Annotated in this window: 20 protein-coding genes and 1 pseudogene; 5 read left to right on the top strand and 16 right to left on the bottom strand. The window is 63.8% G+C overall.

Translation table 11 applies throughout. The annotated features are described in order from the left end of the window. The first annotated feature begins 78 nt into the window (after positions 1 to 78). On the top strand, positions 79 to 786 hold the full coding sequence (locus G9X64_RS17310) for a glutathione S-transferase family protein (protein WP_171377038.1): 708 nt from the start codon (positions 79 to 81) through the stop codon (positions 784 to 786). Between the two features lie 45 nt (positions 787 to 831). Here G9X64_RS17310 and G9X64_RS17305 read toward each other — a convergent pair. The 5 genes and pseudogenes from G9X64_RS17305 to G9X64_RS17285 form a co-directional block, all read right to left on the bottom strand. Beyond that, a pseudogene (locus tag G9X64_RS17305) lies at positions 832 to 990 on the bottom strand (RidA family protein); the annotation flags it as partial. Between the two features lie 83 nt (positions 991 to 1,073). After that, on the bottom strand, positions 1,074 to 1,475 hold the full coding sequence (locus tag G9X64_RS17300) for a GFA family protein (protein WP_171377037.1): 402 nt from the start codon (positions 1,473 to 1,475) through the stop codon (positions 1,074 to 1,076). Between the two features lie 39 nt (positions 1,476 to 1,514). Then, positions 1,515 to 3,047, bottom strand: coding sequence for a S10 family peptidase (locus G9X64_RS17295; RefSeq protein ID WP_171377036.1), 1,533 nt, complete (start codon positions 3,045 to 3,047; stop codon positions 1,515 to 1,517). A 101-nt stretch (positions 3,048 to 3,148) separates the two neighbouring features. After that, entirely contained in the window at positions 3,149 to 4,441 is a 1,293-nt protein-coding gene (locus G9X64_RS17290) for a CynX/NimT family MFS transporter (protein ID WP_171377035.1), read from the bottom strand. Then, positions 4,438 to 5,115, bottom strand: coding sequence for a FadR/GntR family transcriptional regulator (locus tag G9X64_RS17285; RefSeq protein ID WP_168307985.1), 678 nt, complete (start codon positions 5,113 to 5,115; stop codon positions 4,438 to 4,440). The genes G9X64_RS17290 and G9X64_RS17285 overlap by 4 nt, the downstream gene beginning before the upstream one ends. 522 nt (positions 5,116 to 5,637) lie before the next feature. Between G9X64_RS17285 and G9X64_RS17280 the strand changes: the two genes are divergently transcribed. After that, positions 5,638 to 6,450, top strand: coding sequence for a class II glutamine amidotransferase (locus tag G9X64_RS17280; protein WP_168307984.1), 813 nt, complete (start codon positions 5,638 to 5,640; stop codon positions 6,448 to 6,450). A gap of 48 nt (positions 6,451 to 6,498) precedes the next feature. Here the strand turns inward: G9X64_RS17280 and coaBC are convergent, their stop codons facing one another. Continuing rightward, a complete protein-coding gene (coaBC, locus tag G9X64_RS17275) occupies positions 6,499 to 7,704 on the bottom strand; it encodes a bifunctional phosphopantothenoylcysteine decarboxylase/phosphopantothenate--cysteine ligase CoaBC (protein ID WP_171377034.1) in 1,206 nt (401 codons plus the stop codon). Positions 7,705 to 7,843: 139 nt separating this feature from the next. Continuing rightward, complete coding sequence (locus tag G9X64_RS17270) at positions 7,844 to 8,608, bottom strand: SDR family oxidoreductase (RefSeq protein WP_171377033.1); 765 nt, start codon at positions 8,606 to 8,608, stop codon at positions 7,844 to 7,846. Between the two features lie 126 nt (positions 8,609 to 8,734). On the opposite strand from G9X64_RS17270, the gene G9X64_RS17265 reads away from it, so the two are divergent. After that, positions 8,735 to 9,640, top strand: a complete 906-nt coding sequence (locus G9X64_RS17265) for a LysR family transcriptional regulator (RefSeq protein ID WP_168307981.1) — start codon at positions 8,735 to 8,737, stop codon at positions 9,638 to 9,640. Between the two features lies 1 nt (position 9,641). On the opposite strand, the gene G9X64_RS17260 is transcribed toward G9X64_RS17265, so the two are convergent. Beyond that, positions 9,642 to 10,520: a LysR family transcriptional regulator gene (locus tag G9X64_RS17260; RefSeq protein WP_171377032.1), complete on the bottom strand. Its 879-nt coding sequence runs from the start codon at positions 10,518 to 10,520 to the stop codon at positions 9,642 to 9,644. A 91-nt stretch (positions 10,521 to 10,611) separates the two neighbouring features. Between G9X64_RS17260 and G9X64_RS17255 the strand changes: the two genes are divergently transcribed. Then, the gene (locus G9X64_RS17255; protein ID WP_171377031.1) at positions 10,612 to 11,862 is read left to right on the top strand and encodes an MFS transporter; all 1,251 of its coding nucleotides are present in this window, start codon (positions 10,612 to 10,614) and stop codon (positions 11,860 to 11,862) included. Beyond that, positions 11,859 to 12,245: a VOC family protein gene (locus tag G9X64_RS17250; RefSeq protein ID WP_168307978.1), complete on the top strand. Its 387-nt coding sequence runs from the start codon at positions 11,859 to 11,861 to the stop codon at positions 12,243 to 12,245. Before G9X64_RS17255 ends, G9X64_RS17250 begins: the two co-directional genes overlap by 4 nt. A gap of 17 nt (positions 12,246 to 12,262) precedes the next feature. On the opposite strand, the gene ertB is transcribed toward G9X64_RS17250, so the two are convergent. The 8 genes from ertB to ubiE form a co-directional block, all read right to left on the bottom strand. Next, the gene (gene ertB / locus G9X64_RS17245; protein WP_171377030.1) at positions 12,263 to 13,924 is read right to left on the bottom strand and encodes a thiourocanate hydratase; all 1,662 of its coding nucleotides are present in this window, start codon (positions 13,922 to 13,924) and stop codon (positions 12,263 to 12,265) included. 32 nt (positions 13,925 to 13,956) lie between these two features. Continuing rightward, entirely contained in the window at positions 13,957 to 14,286 is a 330-nt protein-coding gene (locus G9X64_RS17240) for a TfoX/Sxy family protein (RefSeq protein ID WP_168307976.1), read from the bottom strand. 3 nt (positions 14,287 to 14,289) lie between these two features. After that, positions 14,290 to 15,387 carry a thiohydantoin desulfurase gene (gene ertC / locus G9X64_RS17235; protein ID WP_171377029.1) on the bottom strand — a complete coding sequence of 366 codons (1,098 nt, stop codon included), beginning with the start codon at positions 15,385 to 15,387 and terminating at the stop codon, positions 14,290 to 14,292. After that, positions 15,368 to 16,648 (bottom strand): Zn-dependent hydrolase, encoded by a 1,281-nt coding sequence (locus tag G9X64_RS17230; protein WP_171377028.1) that lies wholly within the window; start codon positions 16,646 to 16,648, stop codon positions 15,368 to 15,370. Before G9X64_RS17230 ends, ertC begins: the two co-directional genes overlap by 20 nt. Continuing rightward, a complete protein-coding gene (gene ertD / locus G9X64_RS17225; protein ID WP_171377027.1) occupies positions 16,645 to 18,024 on the bottom strand; it encodes a hydantoin-5-propionate amidohydrolase in 1,380 nt (459 codons plus the stop codon). Before ertD ends, G9X64_RS17230 begins: the two co-directional genes overlap by 4 nt. A gap of 22 nt (positions 18,025 to 18,046) precedes the next feature. Then, on the bottom strand, positions 18,047 to 19,633 hold the full coding sequence (locus G9X64_RS17220; RefSeq protein ID WP_171377026.1) for an aromatic amino acid lyase: 1,587 nt from the start codon (positions 19,631 to 19,633) through the stop codon (positions 18,047 to 18,049). Positions 19,634 to 19,722: 89 nt separating this feature from the next. Next, complete coding sequence (gene ubiB, locus G9X64_RS17215) at positions 19,723 to 21,297, bottom strand: 2-polyprenylphenol 6-hydroxylase (RefSeq protein ID WP_171377025.1); 1,575 nt, start codon at positions 21,295 to 21,297, stop codon at positions 19,723 to 19,725. 62 nt (positions 21,298 to 21,359) lie between these two features. After that, entirely contained in the window at positions 21,360 to 22,136 is a 777-nt protein-coding gene (gene ubiE, locus G9X64_RS17210; RefSeq protein WP_171377024.1) for a bifunctional demethylmenaquinone methyltransferase/2-methoxy-6-polyprenyl-1,4-benzoquinol methylase UbiE, read from the bottom strand. Positions 22,137 to 22,266 lie beyond the last annotated feature (130 nt).

The raw sequence follows: 22,266 nt of genomic DNA, 5'->3' as shown, positions 1-22,266 counted from the left end.
TATAGCCTCTACCGCTGGATCGTCCACGCCTTCACATTCATCGCGTCCATAAGGGTTCAATTCTGAAAGGAACGATTGATGTCACCCATATTGTTTTACGGCGTGCCGGAGGGCTGCTCCTTCGGCTCGATCGTCGCGCTGGAATGGTCCGGCCTGCCTTATCGGCTCTGCCGCGTCGAGATGCCGGAAATAGTCTCCAGCGAAGAATACAAGCGGATCAACATGGTCGGCGAAACGCCGTCATTGCTGCTCGAAGATGGCAGGACGATCAGCGAAAGCATGGCGATCTTGCACCATATCGGCGCCCGCGCGATCGGCAGCGGTCTGGGCTTTGCGCAGGGCTCGGCGGATTTCGATCGGCTGAACCAGATGCTCGCCTTTCTCAACACCACCTTCTTCCAGGCCTTCGGCCCGCTCTGGTATGCGATCGAGCATCCGCTGGAGCCGGAAGAGAAGCAGGTCCTCACGGCCTATGGCATCGCCGCGGTCGAAAAGGCGCATCATAGGCTGGAAAGTCTGCTCGATGGCCGCGAATGGCTTCTCGGCAACGGCCCGAGCCTGGCGGACGCCTATTTCGTCGGCATCGCCCGCTGGAACGATTTCCACAAGGTCGTCGACCGCCGGCAGTTCCTCGGCCTGCATCGCCTCTATGAGCGCATGCAGCAGGAGGCCGCCGTGCGTTTTGCCCATGCGATCGAGCATCGGCAGGACGCGAAAAGCAGCGGCGGTTTCCGCGGCGAGGTCGATCTGGCCGAGGCGCTCGGCCTGTTGAAACAAGCGGCCTGATCGCCGCGGCCGTCGCGCCCCTGCGGCGCGGCCGCCGATCTGCCGTTAGCCGACGGCGATGATCTCGATCTCGACGAGCCAGTCGTCGCGCAGCGTTTCGACGATGATCGCCGTGGTCGGCACGGCGCGGCCGCCAAGCGCCCGAAGACGGGCATTCTGGCTCGCCTCCACAAAGGCGCCGTTGCTGAGATAGCTCGTCAGCCTCTGGAGCGTCCGGTACAGGCCGGCGTCACCGGTAGCTGGCCGGACATGCCCTTGTTGGAATAGGCTGACTGCAAGCGTTCAGCCTAATCCTCGCCCTCGAAGCGCGGAAGCGTTTCGATATTCTCAACCCCGGGCAGGGCTGAGCGGCACCATATCTGCTTTTTCGGCGTCAGCTCCCGCCGCTGGTCGATGCCACCGACGCGGATGCCGAACGCGCCGCCGTCGCCGTCCGTGCGGTAGAGCGGCGATCCGCAATTCGGGCAGAAGAATTGCCGGCTGAGACCACCGCTGTCGCCATATTTTGCGTAGCCTCTTGGCTCGCCTGACGTGAGCGTGAAACTTCCCGGCCGCGCCGGCGCGGTGATGCGATAGGCCGAGCCCGTCAACCGCTGGCAATCGGTGCAATGGCAGATCGACACCCGCTCCGGGTCGATCTCCGCCTGATAGCGGATCGCGCCGCAGTGGCATCCTCCGGTTATATGCATCGGCAAATCCCCAAAGCATGTCGCGCAATGTACAGCGGTTTAGTCCGCCGGCTGAGCGGCCAAATGTGTGCCGTAGAAGGCCTTCGCATCCGCCGTGAAGGCGGCCCGCTGATCAGCTCTTGTATAGAACATATGGCCGCCGCGATAAAGCTTCAGTCCGACACGGCCGCCGGCGAGCGAGGGCGGCAGATGGTCGACCACGTAGCGGCTGACGCCATAAGGCGTCACCAGATCGCTGTAGCCATGTGCGATCAGCAGATGGAAGGCCGGATTCGCGGCGAGCAGCTGCCTGATGTCGTCAGTGGCGCTGGCCTGGAAGCGCGATCCGCCGCCGCGCCCGCCACCCCATTCCCAGCGCCGGCTGATATCGCCGTCGAGCAGCGAATAGGTCATCTCGGTTCTGAAGCCGAGTTCGTTGCGGGCGTAGTCGGCAAAGGCGCCGCCATAGGCGCGGGTGAAACCGTCGAGGATGGCGTCGTCGCCGCGATCGTAATCCGATTCCGGATAGGGATCGGGTGCTGCAAAGGAGGCGTCGTAAGAGCTCATCACCTCGCCGCTGCCCTCATCTGAATGTTTGACGAAGGAACTGCCGAGGAAGCCGCGGTTGCGGGTAACGATATCCTCCGGAATTCCGGTCAATGCGGCGATCCTGCCATAGAAGGCGGCGGCCTCGGCACCCGTCGGCGGCGGCCCGGCGAGCGTCGTCAGATAGTCACCGAGCGCGAAGGTCTCGGCTGCCTTCTGCTTCTCTTCGTCAAAGGCGTTATGCCGGTCGAGTTCGGCGGCGGCGAGCGATGGCAGCTCCAGCGCCGCACCGAGCGCGAACTGATCGGCATTGAACATCAACTGGCCCTCGAGCAAGGGGGAAAGCATCACCGCGCCGGCGACGATGATGCCCTGGCTTTCCTGCAGCGCCGAGGCGACCTTGGCCGCGCGAAAGCCGCCATAACTCTCGCCGAGAAGATACTTCGGCGAGTTGGAGCGGTTGTTGTGTGCGATATAGAGTGCAATCGCCTTGGCAATGCTCTGGGCGTCGGCACTGACGTTATAATAATTGGAGGCGTCGTCCGCCTTTGCCGTTCGGCTCCAGCCGGTGCCGATCGGATCGATCAACACCAGATCGGTAAAATCGAGCCAGCTTTGCGGGTTGTCGACGAGTTTCGCATTGGCGCCGTCGCGTCCATCCGGCCCGAAATCGAGCACCTTCGGCCCGACCAGCCCGAGATGCAGGAAGGCGGAAGCGGCACCCGGCCCGCCGTTAAAGGCAAAGGTCAGAGGCCGGCTCGCCCCGCTATCCCTTGCCACATAGGCGGTGTAGAAGATCGCGCCGGTCTGCGCTCCGTCCTGGCCGAAGAGATCCAGCGTGCCCGCGGTGGCGGTATAGGCGATCTTCCGGCCACCGATCGTCAGCGCGTGCTCTGTGATGGAATCGGCCGGCAGCAGCTTCAGCACGCCGTCGCGTGCGCCGCTCTGGACATTCGCCCTCGGTGGATCGCTTTCCTGCGCATGGGAAAGGGCAGGCGCCAGCGACGCCATAAATGCGGTGAGCAGAAACAGGGTTCGTATGCGCAAGATGTCTCCTCCGGCGGTCGGGAATGAGAGGCTGAGATAGCGTAACATCCGCGGCCGACGACCGGCATCAAGAGATGGTGATGGACAGGTGAGCGAACGGCTCAGCCGTCCTTTTCGACCGCATGGACATTGATCTCCACCGCCCGGCCGGCCTTCCAGCCATTGATCGCCGCGCCCAGTCCGAGCGCAACGAAGAGGGCGGCGCACCAGGAAAAGCTGCCGGTCCAGCCACGGATGAGGCCGACGATGAGCGGGCCGATGGCGGCGAGCAGGTAACCGACGCATTGCGCCATGCCGGAAAGATGGGCGGCGACATCGGGATCGCGCGAGCGCAGCACGATCGTCGTCATGGCCGCCGCGATCAGTCCGCCCTGACCGATGCCCTGCAGCACTGCCCACAGCCAGACGGTCGAGAGCGGCGCGAAGAGCAGACCGAGCAGGGCGATGACGGCGACACCGCAGAGGCTCGCATTGATCAGCCGCTGGTCCCGGCCACGCACCGCGATATGCGGCACGATCAGGCAGGATGCCGCCTGCACCATCACCGACAGCGAAACGATTGCTCCGGCGGTGACGCCGTCGAGCCCGCGTTCGCGCAAGATCGGAACCAGCCAGCCGAAGACGCAATAGGCAAGGGCCGATTGCAGCCCCATGAACAGCGTCACCTGCCAGGCGAGCCGGTCGCGCCAGAGGCCTTCGACGCGAAAGCCGTTCCGTCTTGCCTGTCTGCCGCTGCGAAGAACCTCAGGCAGCCAGAGCAGGCTAACGATCAGGGCGGGCAGCGCCCAGACGGCGAGGGCGCCCTCTAGAGAGCCGCCCAGCCCATGCTCGATCGGCAGCGTCAGCCCGGCGGCACTTGCTGCCCCGGCGCAGAGCGCCATCGTATAGAAGCCGGTCATCAGCGCGGCGCGCCCGGCGAAATCCCGCTTCACCAGCCCCGGCAGCAGCACGTTGCCGACGGCAATGCAGGCGCCGGCAAGGGCCGTGCCGATGAAGAGCAACGGCACGGAGGAAAGCCCGCGCAATGCGGTGCCGAGGGCTAGAAGCAGGAGAACGCCGAGCAGCGTGCGTTCAGTACCGAGGCGCTGGGCAAGACGAGGCGCAAGCGGCGAGAAGGCTCCAAGGCAGACGACCGGAAGCGTCGTCAGCAAGCTGGCGCCAAGGGTGCTCAGGCCGAGCTCCGAGCGGATTTCCGGCAGCAGCGCCGAGGCGCTTGAGAAGACCGGGCGCAGGTTGAAGGCGATCAGCACCAGGCTTGCGCCGAGCAGAAAGCGATCCGCAACTCCCCGCGTCGGCGTTGCCTGCGGCGGCGGAAGGCTGCCGGCCTCGGCGTCGATCAGCAGTTCGTCGGCCGCCTCAAGCGTGCTGACGGCATGGCTGGCAGGCGTGTTCATGACAGGATCATCCGGTCGAGTACGGCAAGAACCGGTGCCATGAAGCGGCGCACCGCCGCATCCGCCCTGTCGGGATCGCCGGTTTCGATGGCGTCGACGATATCGGCATGCGCCTGCATATCCGGCTCGGGAATGTCCTTGCCGAGCGTCGCCGCGATGGTATCGGCGATCGAGGCCGAGAAGAAATCATAGATCTCGATCATCGCCCGGTTGCCCGAAGCGGCGATGATGGCCTTGTGAAAGGCGAGGTCGCGTTCGATGAAGGCGGCCTGGCTGCCGCCGTCGTAATTGCCGCGTTCGGCAAGCAGCCGGCGAAGCCCGGCAACCGTCTCTGGCGTCTTGCGGATCGCCGTCAGCCGGGCGGCCTCGACGTCGAGCGCTAAACGCGCCTCGAACTGGTCACGCAGGCTGGCGCGCCGCGCCATCGTCAGCGGCCGGCCGGCATCGCTGGTGGCGCGGACATAGGTTCCCGAACCCTGCCTTGTTTCGAGATAACCCTGGGAGACAAGAACGCGCACCGCCTCGCGCACCGTGCCGCGGCTGACGGAAAGCATGGCCGAGAGCGAGGCTTCATTCGGCAATTTTTCGCCGACCGCCCAACGTTTGCCGAGAATGTCGCCGCGGATCGCCTCGATCGCCTCATCGGCGAGATTGGTCTTGCTGAGCGCTCTCATCCCACTACTCATAAAGTCATCTGATGACTTTATGAGTAGTGGGATTTCGCTCTTCCGTCAACGCCTGGCTTCAAGACAATACAGTCAAAGAGACAATAAAAAAGGGCCGCCTCAGCGACCCTTTCCATGAGTTTGGCCTCAAACTGGCCTGGACTGTCTATGCAGCCCCAGGAAGGCGGGGATTAGAGCGAGGGCTGCCTCGCCTTCGTCACCTCTTCCATGCCCGTTACGAGGTCCGAAATCTCATTAGACATTGGATCACCTTCCTTTCGTTCTGTTGCTGATGACTTAAAGTTAGGCTGATTCTTTCGAGATGCAAGCAAAAATGCACGCATGACTGCTTTGGGGAACACGGGTGTTCACGAGAGAACACAGTGTTTTGCCGAATTTGAAGAGGCTATACGTCAAGAAACCGTCATGTTTGGCTTGCAAACCGGCCGCGCGTTAAGCTGTTATTAGCTGCGTCGTTCGACAATTTCAGCATTCCCGCCGATGCGGCGGCGGGTTCCGGAGCAAAGAGCCATGTGTCGCTGGGCAGCCTATCGCGGAGACCCTCTCTATCTCGAGGAGCTGGTATCCTCGCCCGCCCACTCGCTGATCGAGCAGTCGCATTGCGCCACCCGCGCCAAGACGGCGACGAATGGCGATGGCTTCGGCATCGCCTGGTATGGCGACAGGCCCGAGCCCGGCCGTTACCGCGATATCCTGCCGGCCTGGTCGGATTGCAATCTGAAGAGCCTAGCACGGCAGATCCGTTCGCCGCTCTTCCTCGCCCATGTCCGCGCTGCCACAGGCGGCGGCACGCGCCGCGACAACTGCCACCCCTTTACCCATGGCACCTGGTCCTTCATGCACAACGGCCAGATCGCAGGTTTCGAACGCCTGCGCCGGCCGATGGAGGCGATGCTCGACGACGAGCTGTTCAATGCCCGCGGCGGCACGACCGATTCCGAGCTGATGTTCCTGCTGGCGCTGCAGTTCGGACTGCGCGAGGCGCCGGTCGCCGCGATGGCGGAAATGATCGGTGTGATCGAGGACCTGGCCGAAAGCGTCATCGGCTCGATCCTGCTGCGCTTTACCGCTGCCTTCTCCGACGGCAGCACGCTCTATGCGATCCGTTACGCCACGGATCGCAAGGCGCCGACGCTCTATGCTTCTCCCGTCGGCGCAGGCTATTGTCTTGTGTCGGAACCACTAAACGACGATGGCGATGCCTGGGCGGAAATTCCGGATGGCAGCGCCGTCACCGTCTGCAAAGACGGCATCGACGTCGCCGACTTCCGGCCCGAGAAGCGCAGTGCCGCCAAGCCGCTGCGCGTGGCCATTCCTGCCTAAACACTTCGCGTCAGCTGAGCCGTTCGACGTCAGCCGAGCCGCTGGAGATCAGCGGAGCTGCTTGGCGATCAGTGCCGCCAGCCTTTCGGCAACCTCTTCCTTCGTCAGATCAGGCCATTGCTCGACGCCGTCGCGGCGAACGAGTTTGACGCTGTTGCGACTACCGCCCATGATGCCGGTTGCAGGAGAGACGTCATTGGCGACGATCATGTCGGCGCCTTTCCTCTCGAGTTTCGCCTTCGCATTGCTTTCCACATCCTGCGTCTCGGCGGCAAAGCCGATCACCAGCTTCGGCCGCATCGTGTGATGGCCGACGGTTTTCAGGATGTCCGGGTTTTCTGTCAGCGCCAGCGTCGGAATGGATTCGCCCGGATGTTTCTTCAGCTTCTGGTCGGCCGCCGAGGCGACGCGCCAGTCCGCCACCGCCGCGACCATCACCGCGATATCGGCCGGCAGCGCCGCAAGCACGGCATCACGCATTTCCTCGGCCCTCTCGACATGCACGGTGCTGACGCCGACTGGATCGGTGATCGTCACTGGCCCCGACACGAGGGTCACCTCGGCCCCGAGCTTTGCCAGGGCCGCGGCGATCGCATGCCCCTGCCGGCCGGAGGAGCGGTTGGCGATGTAGCGCACCGGATCTATCGGTTCGTGCGTCGGTCCTGAGGTGACGATCGCCTTGCGTCCCTTGAGCGGCTTTTCTCCATCGTCGAGCATGGTCTCGGCCGCAGCGACAATCTCCAGCGGCTCCGCCATCCGGCCGAGCCCGGCCTCCCGGCTTTCCGCCATCTCGCCGGCCATCGGCCCGACGAAGCGGATGCCGTCGGCTCTGAGCATCGCAGCATTCCGCCGCGTCGCCGGATTTGCCCACATGGCGGGGTTCATCGCCGGTGCGGCAAGCACCGGTCTGTTCGTCGCCAGAAGCACGGTCGAGGCGAGATCGTCGGCAAGCCCGTTCGCCATCTTCGCCATCAGATCGGCGGTCGCAGGGGCGATGAGCACGAGGTCGCAGTCGCGCGCCAGCCTGATATGGCCTATATCCTGTTCGTCCTGGCGCGAAAACAGATCGAGGAACACATGGTCCGCCGCCAGCGCACCGACGGCAAGCGGCGTGACGAATTCCTGCGCGCCTTTGGTCATCACAGGGCGCACGCTCGCACCATGCTCGCGCAGTCGGCGGATCAGATCGAGGCTTTTATAGGCGGCGATACCGCCCGAGATGATGAGGAGGATGCGTTTGCCGCTGAGAGCCATGGCCTTCTATCCGTTGCCTTTTCTGACCGTCCTCGACCCTAAGCCTTTGGCGGAGAACATGCAATCACGCGGATCTCCGCGACGTTCCCACGGGTTGTGGAAGGGCCCCCAACCGCAGAGAGTAATCGCGCGCGCCGTCTCAGCTGCGAGTGATCGAAGCGCCGCCGTCGACCAGCGAGGCCGTGCCGGTGACGAAGCTCGCATCGTCGGAGGCGAGATAAAGAACCGAGCGGGCGAGTTCTTCGGGGGTCGCGACACGCTTCAGCGCATGCAGATTGGTGACGAAGGCCTGCTTCTCAGGCGTATCGTTCATGTCCCGATACATGTCAGTATCAACAGCACCCGGCAGGATGGCATTGACGCGCACGCCCTGCTGGCCGAATTCGGCGGCAAGCGCCTGTGTCAGGCCGATCAGGCCGGATTTGCTGGCGGCATAGGCGGCAACGCCCGGAAAGGCGAAGCTGTAGCCGACGAAGGTCGAGGTGAAGATCACCGAGCCGCCGCCATTCTGCACCATTGCGCCGATCTGGTGCTTGGCGGCGAGGAAGGAGGCCGTCAGATTGATCGCCAGTGCCTCGCTGAAGCCTGCTTCCGAAACGGCGGTGCTCGGCCCAGCTTCGCCGAGCGTGCCGGCATTGTTGAAGGCGATGTCGAGCTTGCCGTAATTCGTCACGGCGGCGGCGACCAGCGCCTTGTGATAGTCTTCCGAGCGCACGTCGCCGGCAATGGCGATGGCGTTGCCGCCCTCTGCCTTGATCTCCGCGACGAGGCTGTCGAGTTCGCCCTGACGGCGGGCGCCGACGACGACCTTGGCGCCTTCGGCGGCGAAGAGTTTTGCCGTGGCGCGGCCGATGCCGGAGCTTGCGCCGGTGACGATCGCGACCTTGTTGTTCAAGCGGTTCATGATTCCATCTCCTACGTTTAAGGTGAGGCGGCCCCTGCCGTCCCTTTCGATGAGTGGAAGATGGCATTTTCCCTTCGTTCGGATTAGTCTCCAGATTGGGGAATTCGAATTCGGAAAAGCCGAACGATGATCAAGATAGAAGGCATTGCGGCTTTCGTCGCCGTGGTGGAGGCGGGCTCCGTCAGCGAGGCGGCCCGGCGCCTGCGGCTGTCCAAATCCGTCGTCAGCGAAAGGCTGGCGGAACTGGAGAAGTCGCTGGGCGGCATGCTGCTGCACCGAACGACGCGCAAGCTCACTTTGACGGAGGATGGCACGGTCTTCCTGGAGCGCGCCGCGCGCATCGTGCGTGAGATCGAGGAAGCCGCAGCCGATATGGCCGAACGGCGCGGAACGCTGTCAGGCCCGATCCGCATTGCCGCCCCCGTCACCTTCGGCCGCATGCATCTCGGCCCGGCGCTCTATCCCTTTCTTGCCGAACATCCCGAGATCGAACTGACCCTCGATATCGATGACCGGCGCGTCGATGCCGCCTCGGACGGTTATGATGCCATCATCCGCAATGGTCCGATCGCCGATAGCCGGCTGGTCGCCTGGAAGCTCGCGCATAGCCGCCGCCTTCTCTGCGCCTCGCCGGATTATCTCGCCCGCCAGGGAATTCCGTCGTCGCTGGCTGATCTCAACAGTCATCGCGGCATCTTCTACACCAATCGCGGCGTTGCCGACTGGCGCTTCCAGACGCCCGACGGTGCGATCGTCGTGCGCGCGAAACTGGCGCTCGGCATCAACAATGGCGACATGCTCCGCGACGCCGCGATTGCCGGGCTCGGCATCGCGCTGCTGCCCGCCTTCATCGCCGGCCCGGCCATCCGCGAGGGCCGGCTTGCCGAAATCGATGTCGGCCACAAGCCGGAGACCGAATTCATCTATATGGCCCATCCCGAGGGGCGAAATCCCTCCGCCAAGCTTCGCGCCATCGCCGATCACCTGAAGAAGAGCTTCGGCGATCCGCCCTATTGGGATCCGGTGGGCTAATTCATGAGCTTAGCAGGCTCATCAGGTTCTCGGTAACCGGCGAGCGGTGTGTTTTCAGGATTGCCAACGCCAGGCGCGCCACGGCCGGCGGTCCCTCGATCGGCCGGTAGACCACACCTTCGAGCTTGATCTGTGAAATCGAGGCCGGCACGATCGAGACGCCGAGATCGGCCGCTACCAGATTGACGACCGAGGAAATCTGCGGCGCCTCCTGCGCCACGGTCAGCTCGAATCCCGCCTTGCGGCAGGCGAGCACGACATCGTCATAGAGGCTCAAGCCCACGAGCCGGGGAAAGAGGATGAAGGGTTCGTCCGCCAGCGCCGCAAGCGGTAGCTCGTTGCGCCGTGCCAGGGGATGGCTGGCGGGCAGGGCAATCACCATCGGCTCATCCGGCAGCCGCCGCAGCCGGATGCCGGCGGGATCGTCCAGGCTGGGGCGCATGAAGGTGGCGTCCAGCTCGCCGCGTTCGAGCTTCTGCATCAGCGCCAGCGTATTCATTTCCGTCAGCGATAGCCGCACCTCCGGCCAGCGCGCGCGAAAGCGGCGGATCGTCGTGCTGACCACGGGGTTGAAGGCAGAGGATGCGGTGAAGCCGAGCGACAGCCGGCCGGTCTCGCCGCGATTGGCGCTTTGCGCCGCAAGCTTCGCTTTTTCCGCAGCCGCCAGCGAAGCCTTTGCCTCGCCGAGGAAGGCCGCGCCCGCTGCCGTCAATTCGGCCCCATGCGGCACGCGGTGAAACAGCGCCGCGCCCACTTCCCTTTCCAGGTCGCGGATCTGCTGGCTAAGCGGCGGCTGCCCGATACCGAGCTTGGCGGCGGCACGGGTGAAATTGCCTTCTTCCGCCACTGCCAGGAAATATCTCAGGTGCCGCAACTCCATCGCCATCTCCAAAACCTATCGAAATCGCCAGTTTCATATATTGGACAAATGGAGTGGCGTTGACTAGATCGGAGGCTGGAAGGATGAAGATATGCCAACGTCAGTGCATGCATTGAAGACCGCCGAGACAGCCGCAATCTCAGGGCAGAAGCAATACCTGACCCGCGGAACCGGCGCCTATCGCCGCGCCAGCCTGGCGCTCTTCCTGTCTGGCTTCTCCACCTTCTCGCTGCTCTATTGCGTCCAGCCGCTCCTGCCGATCTTCTCACAGCAATTCTCCGTCAGTCCGGCCGAAAGCTCGCTGTCCCTATCGCTCTCCACCGGCTTTCTCGCGGCCGCGATCGTCTGCGCCGCCGCGGTTTCGGAAGGCCTTGGCCGCCGCAGTCTGATGTCGATATCGCTGGTCGGAGCGGCATTGCTGACCATTGCTACGGCCTTTGCCCCGAATTGGCATCTGCTGCTCGTCATCCGCGCCCTGCAGGGCCTCGTTCTCGGCGGTGTGCCGGCCGTTGCCATGGCCTATCTCGCCGAGGAAATCGAGCCACGCGGTCTCGGCGCCACCATGGGCCTCTATGTCGGCGGCACGGCTTTCGGCGGCATGTCCGGCCGCGTGCTGACCGGCATCTTCGCCGAATATCTCACCTGGCGGCCGGCGCTTTTCATCATCGGCGCCATCGGTCTTGCCGCCGCAATCGGCTTCATCGCCCTCTTGCCGCCATCACGCAATTTCGTCCGCCGGCCGGGCTTCGATCCGCGCTTTCATGCAAAAGCCTGGCTCGGCCATCTCACCAATCCGGCGCTGCCCTTCATCTTCGCCATCGCCTTCCTGGCGATGGGCTCCTTCGTGACCATCTATAATTATGCCGGTTTCCGCCTTGTGGCGCCGCCCTACGGCCTCAACCAGACCGAACTCGGGCTAATCTTCACCGTCTATCTCTTCGGCATCGGCGCCTCTTCGATCGGCGGCCTGCTCGGAGACAGGATCGGGCATTTTTCCGTGCTTCTCTTCGGTCTGGCACTCACCGCCGCGGGCAGCGCGCTGACGCTTGCAGCCTCTCTCCCGGCCACCATCCTCGGTATAACAGTGCTGACGACCGGCTTCTTCATGAGCCATTCGATCGCCAGCGGTCTTGTCGGCAAGCTGGCGCATGGCACCAAGGGCCATGCCTCATCGCTCTATATGCTTGCCTATTATGTCGGCTCCAGCCTCATGGGTTCGGCGGGCGGTTGGTTCTTCGCCGTTGAAGGCTGGGCCGCCGTCGTTATCTTCACGCTTTCCATGCTGGCGCTGGCCTTTGTCTCCGCCTGTTTTGCCCAGCAATTCGCGAGGAGAAAAGCATGATCCGCATAGACCATCTCGACCATCTCGTGCTGACCGTTGCTGATATCGCCATCACCTGCGATTTCTATTCCCGCATTCTCGGCATGTCGGTCGAAACCTTCGCAGAAGGCCGCAAAGCGCTGAAATTCGGCCGCCAGAAGATCAACCTGCACCAGGCCGGCCGTGAATTCGATCCCAAGGCGAAACATCCCACATCAGGCTCAGGCGACCTCTGCTTTGTCGCCGAGACACAGCTTGCCGATGTCATCGCCCATCTGCAGGCCGCAGGTGTTGCGATCGAAGAGGGGCCGGTCGAACGCACCGGTGCGGCCGGGCGTTTGCGCTCGGTCTATTTCAGGGACCCCGACGGCAACCTCCTCGAAGTCTCCAATCTGATTGCCTGACGTCCGCCTCCCGCGCATCAACCAAGCCGGATATAGGGCACGTCCTTCTTCGCCACCTCGTCCAGCGCCTCCTCGTAACCGGCATCGGCGTATCGCATGACGCCAAGCGCCGTATCATTGGTCAGTGCATGGTCGAGCCGTTCGTCGGCGGCGTCCGTGCCGTCGGCGACGACGGTAACGCCGCAGCTCGTCATGTAGCCGGCATAGCCGCCGCCGCCGGAATGGATGACGACCAGATCGGCCATCGACGCGCACAGCATCATCGCATCAATCAGCGGCCAGTCGGCGATCGCATCCGAGCCGTCCTTCATCCCCTCGGTCATGATATTCGGATGCGCCATGGCGCCGGCATCGAGATGGTCGCGGGAGAAGGCGACCGGACCTTTGAGTTCGCCGCTCGCAACCAGTGCATTGATGCGGCGGGCGAGTGAGGTGCGTTCGCCATGGCCGAGCCAGGCGATGCGGGCCGGCAGCCCCTCGAAGGGCACGTGCTCGCGCGCCAGCCGGATCCAGTTGGTGATGATCTTGTTGTCGGGGAACATTTCGAGCAGCAGGTCGTCGATCCGGGCGATATCGCTCTCCTCGCCTGACAGAGCCATCCAGCGGAACGGGCCGATCGCCCGGGCAAACAGCGGCCTGAGATAGGCTTCGGTGAAAATCGGAATGTCGAAGGCATTGGCAACGCCGCCCTCTTTGGCTTGTGTGCGGATCAGGTTGCCGTTGTCGAAGACTTCCGAGCCGCGCTTCTGGAATTCCAGCATGGCCGTCACATGCTCGACGATCGAGGCGCGGCTTGCCGCCATCAATTGCCCCTGGCCATCGTCGCGCAGACCTTTGACCTGCTCGAGATTCATGCCCTTCGGCACGTAGCCATAGACGAGGTCATGCGCCGAGGTCTGGTCGGTGACGATATCGGGCACGATGCCGCGGCGGGCGATCTCGGGATAGACTTCCGCCGCATTGCCGACGAGGCCGACGGACAGCGCCCGCTTGTCCTTCACCGCCGCATCGATCATATGAAGGGCGGTATCGAGATCGGGGGCGATTTCCTGGAGATAACCGATCTGCTGGCGCTTGCGGGCCCGCTCCGGATCGATGTCGACACAGAGGATCGCCGCCCCTGCCATGCGGCCGGCGAGCGGTTGCGCCCCGCCCATGCCGCCGAGGCCGGCCGTCAGCACGAACCGGCCGAGGAGATCGCCGCCGAAGCGCCGCTCGGCGATACGCATGAAGATCTCATACGTGCCCTGGATGACGCCCTGGCTGCCGATATATTGCCAGGCGCCGGCCGTCAGCCCGCCCCAGCAGATCAGTCCCTTGCGCTGCAGCTCGTAGAACACTTCCGCCTTTGCCCATTGCCCGACGATATTGCAGTTGGCCATGATGACCAGCGGCGCCTTGGCATGCGTTCGGACGAGGCCGATCGGCTTGCCGGACTGGATGAGCAGCGTCTGGTCCTCTTCCATCTCGGTCAGCGCCTTGACGATGCCCTTGTGCGCCGCCCAGTTGCGGGCCGCCTTGCCGAGAGCGGCATAGACGATCAGGTTTTCGGGATCCTCGCCGACGGAGAGCACGTTTTCGAGCAGCCGCAGCAGTGCCTCCTGCCGCCAGCCCTTGGCGCGCAGTTCCGGCCCGCCGGGAATCGGAAATTTCGGATGACGTGGATTGGCCTTCGGCATCGTGGGTTCCTCGTTTGCTCCGCCTTCGTTCGTTATTTGCTGGGCAGCGATTCCACATAGGCAAGTGCCGCACCAAGCAAGCGCCGTCTCAGGGCATCGTCGCCGTAAACTTCGGCTCCGCCTCGCACCCAGCCATGCATCACACGCTCGCCCGACAGCATCTGGATCACGCCCGGCAGCGCGAGCGCCCAGCCGTCATTGCCCTTGCCGAGACGGATCAGCATGCCGTCATTCCGCGCGCAGCAGAGAAGATTGCCGTTGAGCATGAAGGCCCAGCCGCCGAACATGGATTTTTCGGCAAGGCCCGGCCGATCGCCGAGTTCCTCACGCATCAGTTCTTCGAGACCGGGATCGCGCGCCATGGCTCAGGCCTTCGTCGCCAGTGCATAGCGTGCGATCTCGATCCCCATCGCCTTTTCGACGACGGGATAGACGGTCGGATCGAGCACGCTTGCCGACAGCGGAATGATCTCCATCGGCACATGCAGGATAAAGACATGCATACCCTCCTTGAGCTGGCCGACGCTGAGCGGCTCGCCCTCCGGCGAAAGCGTGGTGATGACGGCGGGGAAGGTGGCAAGCCTTTTGCCATCCGCATCGTCCACCGCCATATATTCGTTCATCACATGCAGCGTCACCGACTTTTCGCCTGCGCCGACGGTGATCGTGCCGATGTCGAAGGCTTCCTTGGTGTAGACGACGTCCTTGCGGGTGATGACGCCTTCGGCAAGGATATGGCCGCCCGTCGTCTTGCAGACCGCGTCGATGACGGCAGATCCGCCGCGCTTCTCCGCCGCGATGATCGCCTCGCCGAGCGCAAGCGCCATCGAGATGCCGCCGAGCGCCGCATGGGCGCGGACATAGGAGGCCCGGAGCGGATTGCGGCAGCTGGCGATGAAGCCGCCGGATTGGTCGGCAGCAGTGCGCAGCACCGGCGAGATCTTCGCCGTCGCCCCCTTCACCACCAGCTCGATGTAACGGTTCTCGGCGCGATTGCCGCCGACGGCAGTCTGGATCATCTGCTCGGGCGAACCGGCCATGCCGATCGAGCCCATGTCGCCTGTGGGATGCGCGCGGATATCTCCGACCGCGTCGACCACCTTGGTGCCGAGGATCGCCGACGGCAGCCAGCCGTTCAGCGTCGAGGATTTGCCGTTCTGGCCGATTATCAGCCCGGAAAGCCTTTCGCCGAGCGCCTCCTGTAGCAATTGCACGGCCTTCACATAATCGATGCCCTGCATTTCCCAAGGGGTGGTGGAGGCCGGCGCGCCGATCGCGGCTGCGGTGGCAATCCAGTCCTCGTCCTTCAACTCGTCGATCGAGACCAGCTCCGGCTTGCCGACATTGACGGCGGCAAGCCCAAGCATCCGCCCGTGATCGGCCCAGCCGCCGCCGCCGGCGGCATAGACGGAGCCGCCTTTGACGGCAGCTTCCACGTCCTTCTCAACCAATATGCGTCCCATCGGTCTTCTCCTCTTTCGAGTTCCTGTCCATCTCGCGCACAGCTTCGAAAAGCACGGCGGCGCCGAGTGCGATATCGTCGTTTTCAGCCCATTCGTCAGCCGAATGGCTGCGGCCGTCCCGGCAGGGCACGAAGATCATCGCCGCCGGCGCCACCTTGGCGATCCAGGCGGTATCGTGTCCCGCGCCGGAGGCCATGCGCCGATGTTTTGCGCCGACCCGTTCGCAGGCAGCCTCCAAGGTCGACAGCAGACCGGCATCGCCAGGCGTCGGCTGATTGTCGGAAACCCGGTTCGGCGTCTTGATCGTCACGCCGTAGGCGCCTGCCAGCTTTTCGACATGGCCGTCGAGCCAGCGGCAGAATGCCTCGATGTCGGCGCGGATTTCGGCACGGCCATCGATCAGCAGCACCACCTTCGACGGCACGACATTGGCGGCGTTCGGCTCGATCCTGAATTCCCCGACCGTTGCTGCAAAATGGCCCGGCATTTTGGCAAGTTCTGCAGCGGCGTTGCGGATGTCGAGCACCAGCTGCGATGCCGCGACCAGTGCATCAGCCCGCCGGTCCATGGGCGTCGTGCCCGCATGGTCGGCTCGCCCTTCGACGGTGATCTCGATGCGGGTGATGCCCGCTATCGCAGTGACGATGCCGATATCCTCCTTTTCGGCTTCGAGTACCGGGCCTTGTTCGATATGGAGTTCGAGAAAGCCCGCTATATCTGGTCTGTTCTGCTGCATCAGCACATCGGGTCTGCCGCCGACCTGGGCGATGCCCTCAGCCAGGTCGCGCCCGTCGCTGACGCGCGAAAGCCAGGCCTCCGGCAGCTGGCCGGTCATGCCGCGGCTGCCGATGCAGGAGACGCCGAAGATGCTCACCTCCTCGGCAAGGAAATCGACGATTTCGAGATCGTGATCGAGTTCGATATTCTGATCGCGCAGCGCGCGCGCCACCTCCAGCGCCGAGATCACGCCGGCGATGCCGTCAAAGCGGCCGCCGTCCGGCACCGTGTCGGAATGCGACCCGACCATGATCGTGCCGAGCCACGGTTTCCGGCCTGTCCGGCGGCCGATCAGATTGCCGGCGGCATCGATCCGCGTTTCCAGCCCCGCCACCTTCATCCGCGCTTCGATATAGGCACGGCCGTCGAGAAAGAGCGGCGAGAAGGCCCGTCGCGTCCAGGGATGCCCCGGCTCGGTGATCCCGGCCAACGTATCGATATCGTCAGCGATCCGGCTGGCATTGACGGGTAGATTGCGGCTCATGCTTCAATTCCCGGAATGGCCTGGCGCGGCAGCGGCCGCACGAAGCGGCCGGTGCCGGGCTTGGCCAGCACCTTGGCGCCCTCGGCGATCTTTTCGCCCCTGAGGTAGGTGGCGGAAACGGTCCAGGGCAGGCGGATGCCGTTATAGGGGCTCCAGCCGACGACGTTGTTGCCGCTCACGGCGGCATCATAGACACTGTCGCGCGGTTCGAGCACGGTGATATCGGCATCCTTGCCAGGGGTCAGCGCGCCCTTGATATGGTCGAGCCGGAAATGCTTCGCCGGGTTCTCCGCCATCAGCCTGGCGGCCCATGTCAGCGGAATGCCGCGTTCGATGGCACCTTTGACGAAAAGCGGCACCATCACCTCGAGGCCGGGAACGCCGGATGCGTTGGCGAGCATGTCGGGATTGGTTTTGCGGTTCTCCGACCAGCTGACGTGATCGGTCGAAACCAGCCAGACATCACCCTCAGCCACCTTCCGCCAGAGCCTCTCCACCTCGGCGCGCGGCCGCACAGGCGGATTGATCTTCGCCTTGCCGCCGAGCCGCTTCACGTCGTTTTCCTCGTCGAGCGTCAGGTAGTGGATGCAGCATTCGACCGTCGCCGCAAAGCCATCGCGGCGATAGGCGCGCGCGAGATCGTAGCCGCGCCCGAGCGAGCAGTGCACCACATGCGCCGGGCAGCCGGTATTGGCGCCGGTCTCGAAGATCGTATGCATCGCCAGCAGCTCGGTGATCGGCGGCCGCGACAGGCCGTGCGCCCGCCAGTCGGTGATGCCGCTCGCCTTCACTTGTTCCATGTAAGTGCGCACCGCCTCGTCGTCTTCATTGTGCACGCCTGCCGTCAGCCCCGTCGGCGCGATTGCCGCAAAGCAGGCGTCGAGCAGGGCCGGTGGAATGCGCGGAAAGCGCTTGGGGTCGGTGCCGAAGGTCGAGAATTTGAAGGCCGAGACGCCTGCCTCCACCATTTCGCGGATCCGCGTCGGGCCTTCTTCCGGATCGACGGTGCCATAAAGCGCGAAATCGACGCGCGCCTGCGGACCGGCGTGGTCGATCTTCCGCTTCACCGCCGCTGCCGAACAGACGAGATTGCCTTCGTCATAGGGCATGTCGACGATCGTCGTCACGCCGCCGGCCGCCGCCGAGCGTGTCGACCAGATGAAATCCTCCTGGTCCTTCTGCGAAAGCGAATGCACCTGGGCGTCGATCGCGCCGGGCAGAATCAGCGCTTTTCCGAGCAGATGCCGTTCGCGGCCCGCAGGCGGCACGCCGAGGCCAACCTCGGCGATTTTGCCGTCGCGCACGGCGACATAGCCCTCGTCGAGAATGCGGTCCGGCAGCACCACCGTGCCCTGCAAAACGAGATCGAAGTCCATGCCGCTTCCTCCCTAAACCAGATCAGACTGTTGCCGGTTCCTGGCCTGACAGCCGCTCCTCGATGCGCTCCAGCGAGCCGAGGGCGAAGAAATCGTCGAAGGAGGCGATCGGAACCTGCTCGGTCAGCTTCGTAACGAAGTCGTCCGAACCAAGTTCCTCCTCGATCGCCTCCACTTCCGCCGAAAGCGGTCGGTCGACCGTATAGAAATCCGCATGTTTGCGCACCACCTCGTAGAGCATGGCGGCAACACCCTTCGGTTCATCGCCGAGAATGTCGATCGCCTGGGCCGATAGCAGCGCCTCAAGGGCCGCGAGGCGCTTCAGCGCCCGCATCTGTCGGTCGAAGCGCTCGATGACGAGCGGCAGGAAGGCAGCCTCGTCCTCCAGTCCGGCCGCAACCACCAGCGACTGGGCCGACACGGGATTGGACATCGACAGCACGCGCGAGAAGATCTCGCCGGCAAGTTTGATGATCGGCCCGAAACCGGTGGCAATCCGCCCCGGCGGCACGAGATTGACCGGCAGGTCGCGCCGCTGGCCGTTGCCGAGAATGACGCAGCGGTTGAAGGCGTTGCGCGCCGCATGCGCCATGCAGAGTGCTGCCGATTCGAGCAGGATCGTCACATCGAGCGGCAGCGACCCTCCCGACGTCATCACCCGGCCTTCGACCACGACAGGATTGTCGTCCGAGCGCCCGGTGGCGGCAAGGATCTTGTGGCCAGTCGATAAGAGGTTCTCGATCACCGCGCCGAACACCTGCGCGATCATGCGCAGGCTGAGCGGGTCCTGCACATGCGTTGCCACGGGCCAGTTCCATTCGTCGGAGGCATTGCAGAGCCAGGCGCCGATCAGCGCTTCGCGCGCCGTTCCGACATGCCGGACCGCCTTCCAGGGGTCGCGGGAGGCGCCAAGCGCGCCGGCCGCCATCATCGCCGTCGCCAGCAGGACGCGGATCGAGGCCGCGGCGTTGCGCGTCGTTTCCGCTGCCGAGGCAAAGCTTACCGCATTGATGCTGAGCGAAGCGAGGCTGTCGCGCGGCGCCATCCGCATCGGTTCCAGCCCGGCCGCCTGGAAAGCCTCGGCCGCCTGCATCCGGTTGCCGCGATAGATCGCTTCGCCGACGCCGGTCAGCACCGCACCGATCTGTCCCATCAACCCGATATCCGCACAGCCGATCGAGCCGGTGCGGCGCACGACCGGGATGAGATCGGCCTCGAGCATTCTGATATAGGCCTCGATTAGCTCCGGCGTGCAGCCGACCTGGCCGGTCAGAGCCGTGTTGATGCGGATCGCCATGGCATTACGCACGATATTGCAGGAAAACGGTGTGCCGGTGCCGAAATGATGGGCGCGCACCAGGCCGAGATTGAAGGTGTCGAGTTCGTCGGCCGACCACTCCACATCCTTCATGGCGCCGACACCTGTCGTCGAGCCGTAGACGGGCATGCCGGAGGCAATAGCATCCTCGACGATCTCGCGGGCGATCGCGATGCGGGCCATGCCTGTCGCCGAAGCCGAAATCGCAGCCTTGCCCGCACCAATCGTTACCATCTCGGCAAAACCGAGCGGTCGTCCGGAAAGTTCGATGCCAAGGTGTTCGTGCTTCATGTGCCTATCTCCTTAAAAGTGAGACTAAGCGAGCCCTCCGTCATATGGGATATCCCAAATGCCGAACACAGCATGTTTTTGGCAGGCGGTCAGCTCAGCATCCAGGCAATATAGAGAAGCGTCAATGCGATGACCCACAAAGCAACCTTGGCCGAGCGGTTGTGCCGTGCTTCGGCCTTGCCGATCGCATCCGCCGTCTCAGCGTCGAAGCGCAGCCCGTGTTCGCTCATACGCAGGAGCTGATGGTGGAATTTTTCGGTCTTCGCTGCGATTTCGGGCACGGCTTCGGCGAGCTTGACCGCCGCCTTCAGCCCATCCTTGAGATCGGTGGCGATCCGTTTCGGCCCGAGATTGGTGCGGATCCAGTCACCGACGACAGGCTCGGAGGCTTTCCACATGTTGAAGCGCGGATTGAGCATGCGCGATACGCCCTCGACCACGACCATGGTCTTCTGCAGCATCACCAGCTCCGGCCGCGTCGCCATGTCGAAAAGTTCGGTCACTTCGAACAGCAGCGTCAGCAGCTTGCCCATCGAGATCGTCTCGGCCGGCTGTCCATGGATCGGCTCGCCGATCGCCCGGATCGCCTGGGCGAAGCTCTCGACATTGTGGTGGCCGGGCACATAGCCGGCCTCGAAATGCACCTCGGCGACGCGGATATAGTCGCGGGTGATGAAGCCATAGAGGATTTCGGCGAGGAACCGCCGCTCCTTCTTGCCCAGCCGCCCGACGATGCCCATGTCGACGGCGACGATCATGCCGCCCGCATCGACGAAGAGATTGCCCGGATGCATGTCGGCATGGAAGAAGCCGTCGCGCAGAGTGTGGCGCAGGAACGACTGGATCAGCGTATCGGCAAGCAGGTTGAGATCGTGGCCCGCCGCGCGCAGGCCGTCGACATCGGACATCCTCGTGCCGTCGATCCACTCCATGGTGATGACGTCGCGCCCGGTGCGTTCCCAGTCGACCTTCGGCACGCGGAAACCCGGGTCCTTTTCGGTATTTTCGGCGATCTCGGAAAGGGCTGCCGCCTCCAGGCGAAGATCCATCTCCACCTTGGTCGTCTGCTCCAGCGTCTTCGTCACCTCGACCGGCCGCAGCCGCCGGCTGGACGGCAGGAAACGCTCCTGCATATGGGCAACGAGATACATCGCCTCGATGTCATGGGCAAAGCGCTGGCGCACGCCGGGTCGCACGATCTTGACGGCGACCTTCTTCCGGCCCTCTGCCGTCTCGACCTCGGCCGGATGCACCTGCGCGATCGAGGCGGCGGCGATCGGATCGCCGAAGCTTGCATAGAGCTCGCCGATCGGCCGCCCGAGCGAGCCTTCGATACTGGCTTTGGCGGCGGCCGAGGGAAAGAAGGCCATGCGGTCCTGAAGCTGCGACAGGTCGTTGGCGAATTCGACGCCGACGACATCCGGCCGCGTCGCCAGGAACTGCCCGATCTTCACATAGGAAGGGCCGAGCCGCTCGACCGCCTGGGCCAACCGGTCGCTGCGCTTCTGATGCCGCGCCTTGCTTCGCTCGAAAATCGTGACGAAGGATTTGGCGAGCGCCACCGGAGGTGGCAGCCCTTCGGAAGGAAGGGCTGACACGACACCCTCACGCACGAGCACCCAGCCGACGCGCCAAAGGCGGAAATATGCGCCGAAAGTACTCATGTTCTGTTTGATTCTCGCGCGACGCTATTCGAAAACCGCTCTACACTTTTCGGCGTCATGCGTCAGAGCTTCCAGCCGGAATGGAGTGCGGCGATGCCGCCGGTATAATTGGTGAAAGTGACACGCGAAAAACCGGCCTGGCGGATCATTGCCGCGAAATTCTCCTGGTTCGGGAACTTGCGGATCGATTCCACCAGATATTGGTAGGGTTCGGCATCGCCGGTGATCGCCTTGCCGAATTGCGGAATGGCATTGAACGACCAGGCGTCGTAGACCTTGTCGAGAAGCGGCATATCGACTTCGGAAAATTCCAGCACCAGCAGCCGCCCGCCGCGCTTCAAGACGCGATAGGCCTCAGACAGCGCCGCATCGATCCTAGGCACGTTGCGGATGCCGAAGGCGATCGTATAGGCGTCGAAGCTGCCTGCCTCGAAAGGCAGTTCCTCGGCATTCGCCTCGACGAAGGTGAGATTGGCGGAAAGCTTCTTCTTTTCCGCCCGCTCGGCGCCGACGCCGAGCATCGAACCGTTGATGTCGAGCACCGTGGCATGCGCCTGTCTGCCCGACGCCTCGACGATGCGGAAGGCGATATCACCAGTGCCGCCGGCAACGTCGAGCACCTTGTAGCCAGCCTCCTTGCGCGGGTTCAGCGCCGAGATCATCGCATCCTTCCAGACGCGGTGCATGCCCATCGACATGACGTCGTTCATGATGTCGTAGCGCTTGGCGACCTTGTGGAACACCTGGTTGACCAGGCCCTGCTTCTGGCCGTCAGGCACCTCGCGGAAGCCGTAGGAGGTCTCCATACCGCCATCGGCGGAAGTGCGGCTTTCTGACATCAGACTGCTCCGTTCCTGAAGATTCGGGCGCGACGGCCATAGCGAAAGACCGCGCGCGACGTTATCTATGGGCCGCGTTTTCCGCGGCACACTGGCGCTATAGCGCACATCGTCGCCGGTTGAAACACGT

Source organism: Rhizobium sophorae (genome assembly GCF_013087515.1).
GTDB lineage: Bacteria > Pseudomonadota > Alphaproteobacteria > Rhizobiales > Rhizobiaceae > Rhizobium > Rhizobium sophorae.
This window is presented reverse-complemented; position numbering and strand designations above follow the sequence as displayed.

Excerpts from the sequence above, each read along its gene's own strand:
- ertB (WP_171377030.1), bottom strand. The coding sequence starts at position 13,924 with ATGCCGAAGGCCAATCCACGTCATCCGAAATTTCCGATTCCCGGCGGG.
- ertC (WP_171377029.1), bottom strand. The coding sequence starts at position 15,387 with ATGGGACGCATATTGGTTGAGAAGGACGTGGAAGCTGCCGTCAAAGGC.
- ertD (WP_171377027.1), bottom strand. The coding sequence starts at position 18,024 with ATGGACTTCGATCTCGTTTTGCAGGGCACGGTGGTGCTGCCGGACCGC.
- G9X64_RS17280 (WP_168307984.1), top strand. The coding sequence starts at position 5,638 with ATGTGTCGCTGGGCAGCCTATCGCGGAGACCCTCTCTATCTCGAGGAG.
- G9X64_RS17285 (WP_168307985.1), bottom strand. The coding sequence starts at position 5,115 with ATGAGAGCGCTCAGCAAGACCAATCTCGCCGATGAGGCGATCGAGGCG.
- G9X64_RS17290 (WP_171377035.1), bottom strand. The coding sequence starts at position 4,441 with ATGAACACGCCTGCCAGCCATGCCGTCAGCACGCTTGAGGCGGCCGAC.
- G9X64_RS17220 (WP_171377026.1), bottom strand. The coding sequence starts at position 19,633 with ATGAAGCACGAACACCTTGGCATCGAACTTTCCGGACGACCGCTCGGT.
- G9X64_RS17300 (WP_171377037.1), bottom strand. The coding sequence starts at position 1,475 with ATGCATATAACCGGAGGATGCCACTGCGGCGCGATCCGCTATCAGGCG.
- G9X64_RS17255 (WP_171377031.1), top strand. The coding sequence starts at position 10,612 with ATGCCAACGTCAGTGCATGCATTGAAGACCGCCGAGACAGCCGCAATC.
- G9X64_RS17270 (WP_171377033.1), bottom strand. The coding sequence starts at position 8,608 with ATGAACCGCTTGAACAACAAGGTCGCGATCGTCACCGGCGCAAGCTCC.
- G9X64_RS17260 (WP_171377032.1), bottom strand. The coding sequence starts at position 10,520 with ATGGAGTTGCGGCACCTGAGATATTTCCTGGCAGTGGCGGAAGAAGGC.
- G9X64_RS17310 (WP_171377038.1), top strand. The coding sequence starts at position 79 with ATGTCACCCATATTGTTTTACGGCGTGCCGGAGGGCTGCTCCTTCGGC.
- G9X64_RS17230 (WP_171377028.1), bottom strand. The coding sequence starts at position 16,648 with ATGAGCCGCAATCTACCCGTCAATGCCAGCCGGATCGCTGACGATATC.
- ubiE (WP_171377024.1), bottom strand. The coding sequence starts at position 22,136 with ATGTCAGAAAGCCGCACTTCCGCCGATGGCGGTATGGAGACCTCCTAC.
- G9X64_RS17240 (WP_168307976.1), bottom strand. The coding sequence starts at position 14,286 with ATGGCGCGCGATCCCGGTCTCGAAGAACTGATGCGTGAGGAACTCGGC.
- ubiB (WP_171377025.1), bottom strand. The coding sequence starts at position 21,297 with ATGAGTACTTTCGGCGCATATTTCCGCCTTTGGCGCGTCGGCTGGGTG.
- G9X64_RS17265 (WP_168307981.1), top strand. The coding sequence starts at position 8,735 with ATGATCAAGATAGAAGGCATTGCGGCTTTCGTCGCCGTGGTGGAGGCG.
- coaBC (WP_171377034.1), bottom strand. The coding sequence starts at position 7,704 with ATGGCTCTCAGCGGCAAACGCATCCTCCTCATCATCTCGGGCGGTATC.
- G9X64_RS17250 (WP_168307978.1), top strand. The coding sequence starts at position 11,859 with ATGATCCGCATAGACCATCTCGACCATCTCGTGCTGACCGTTGCTGAT.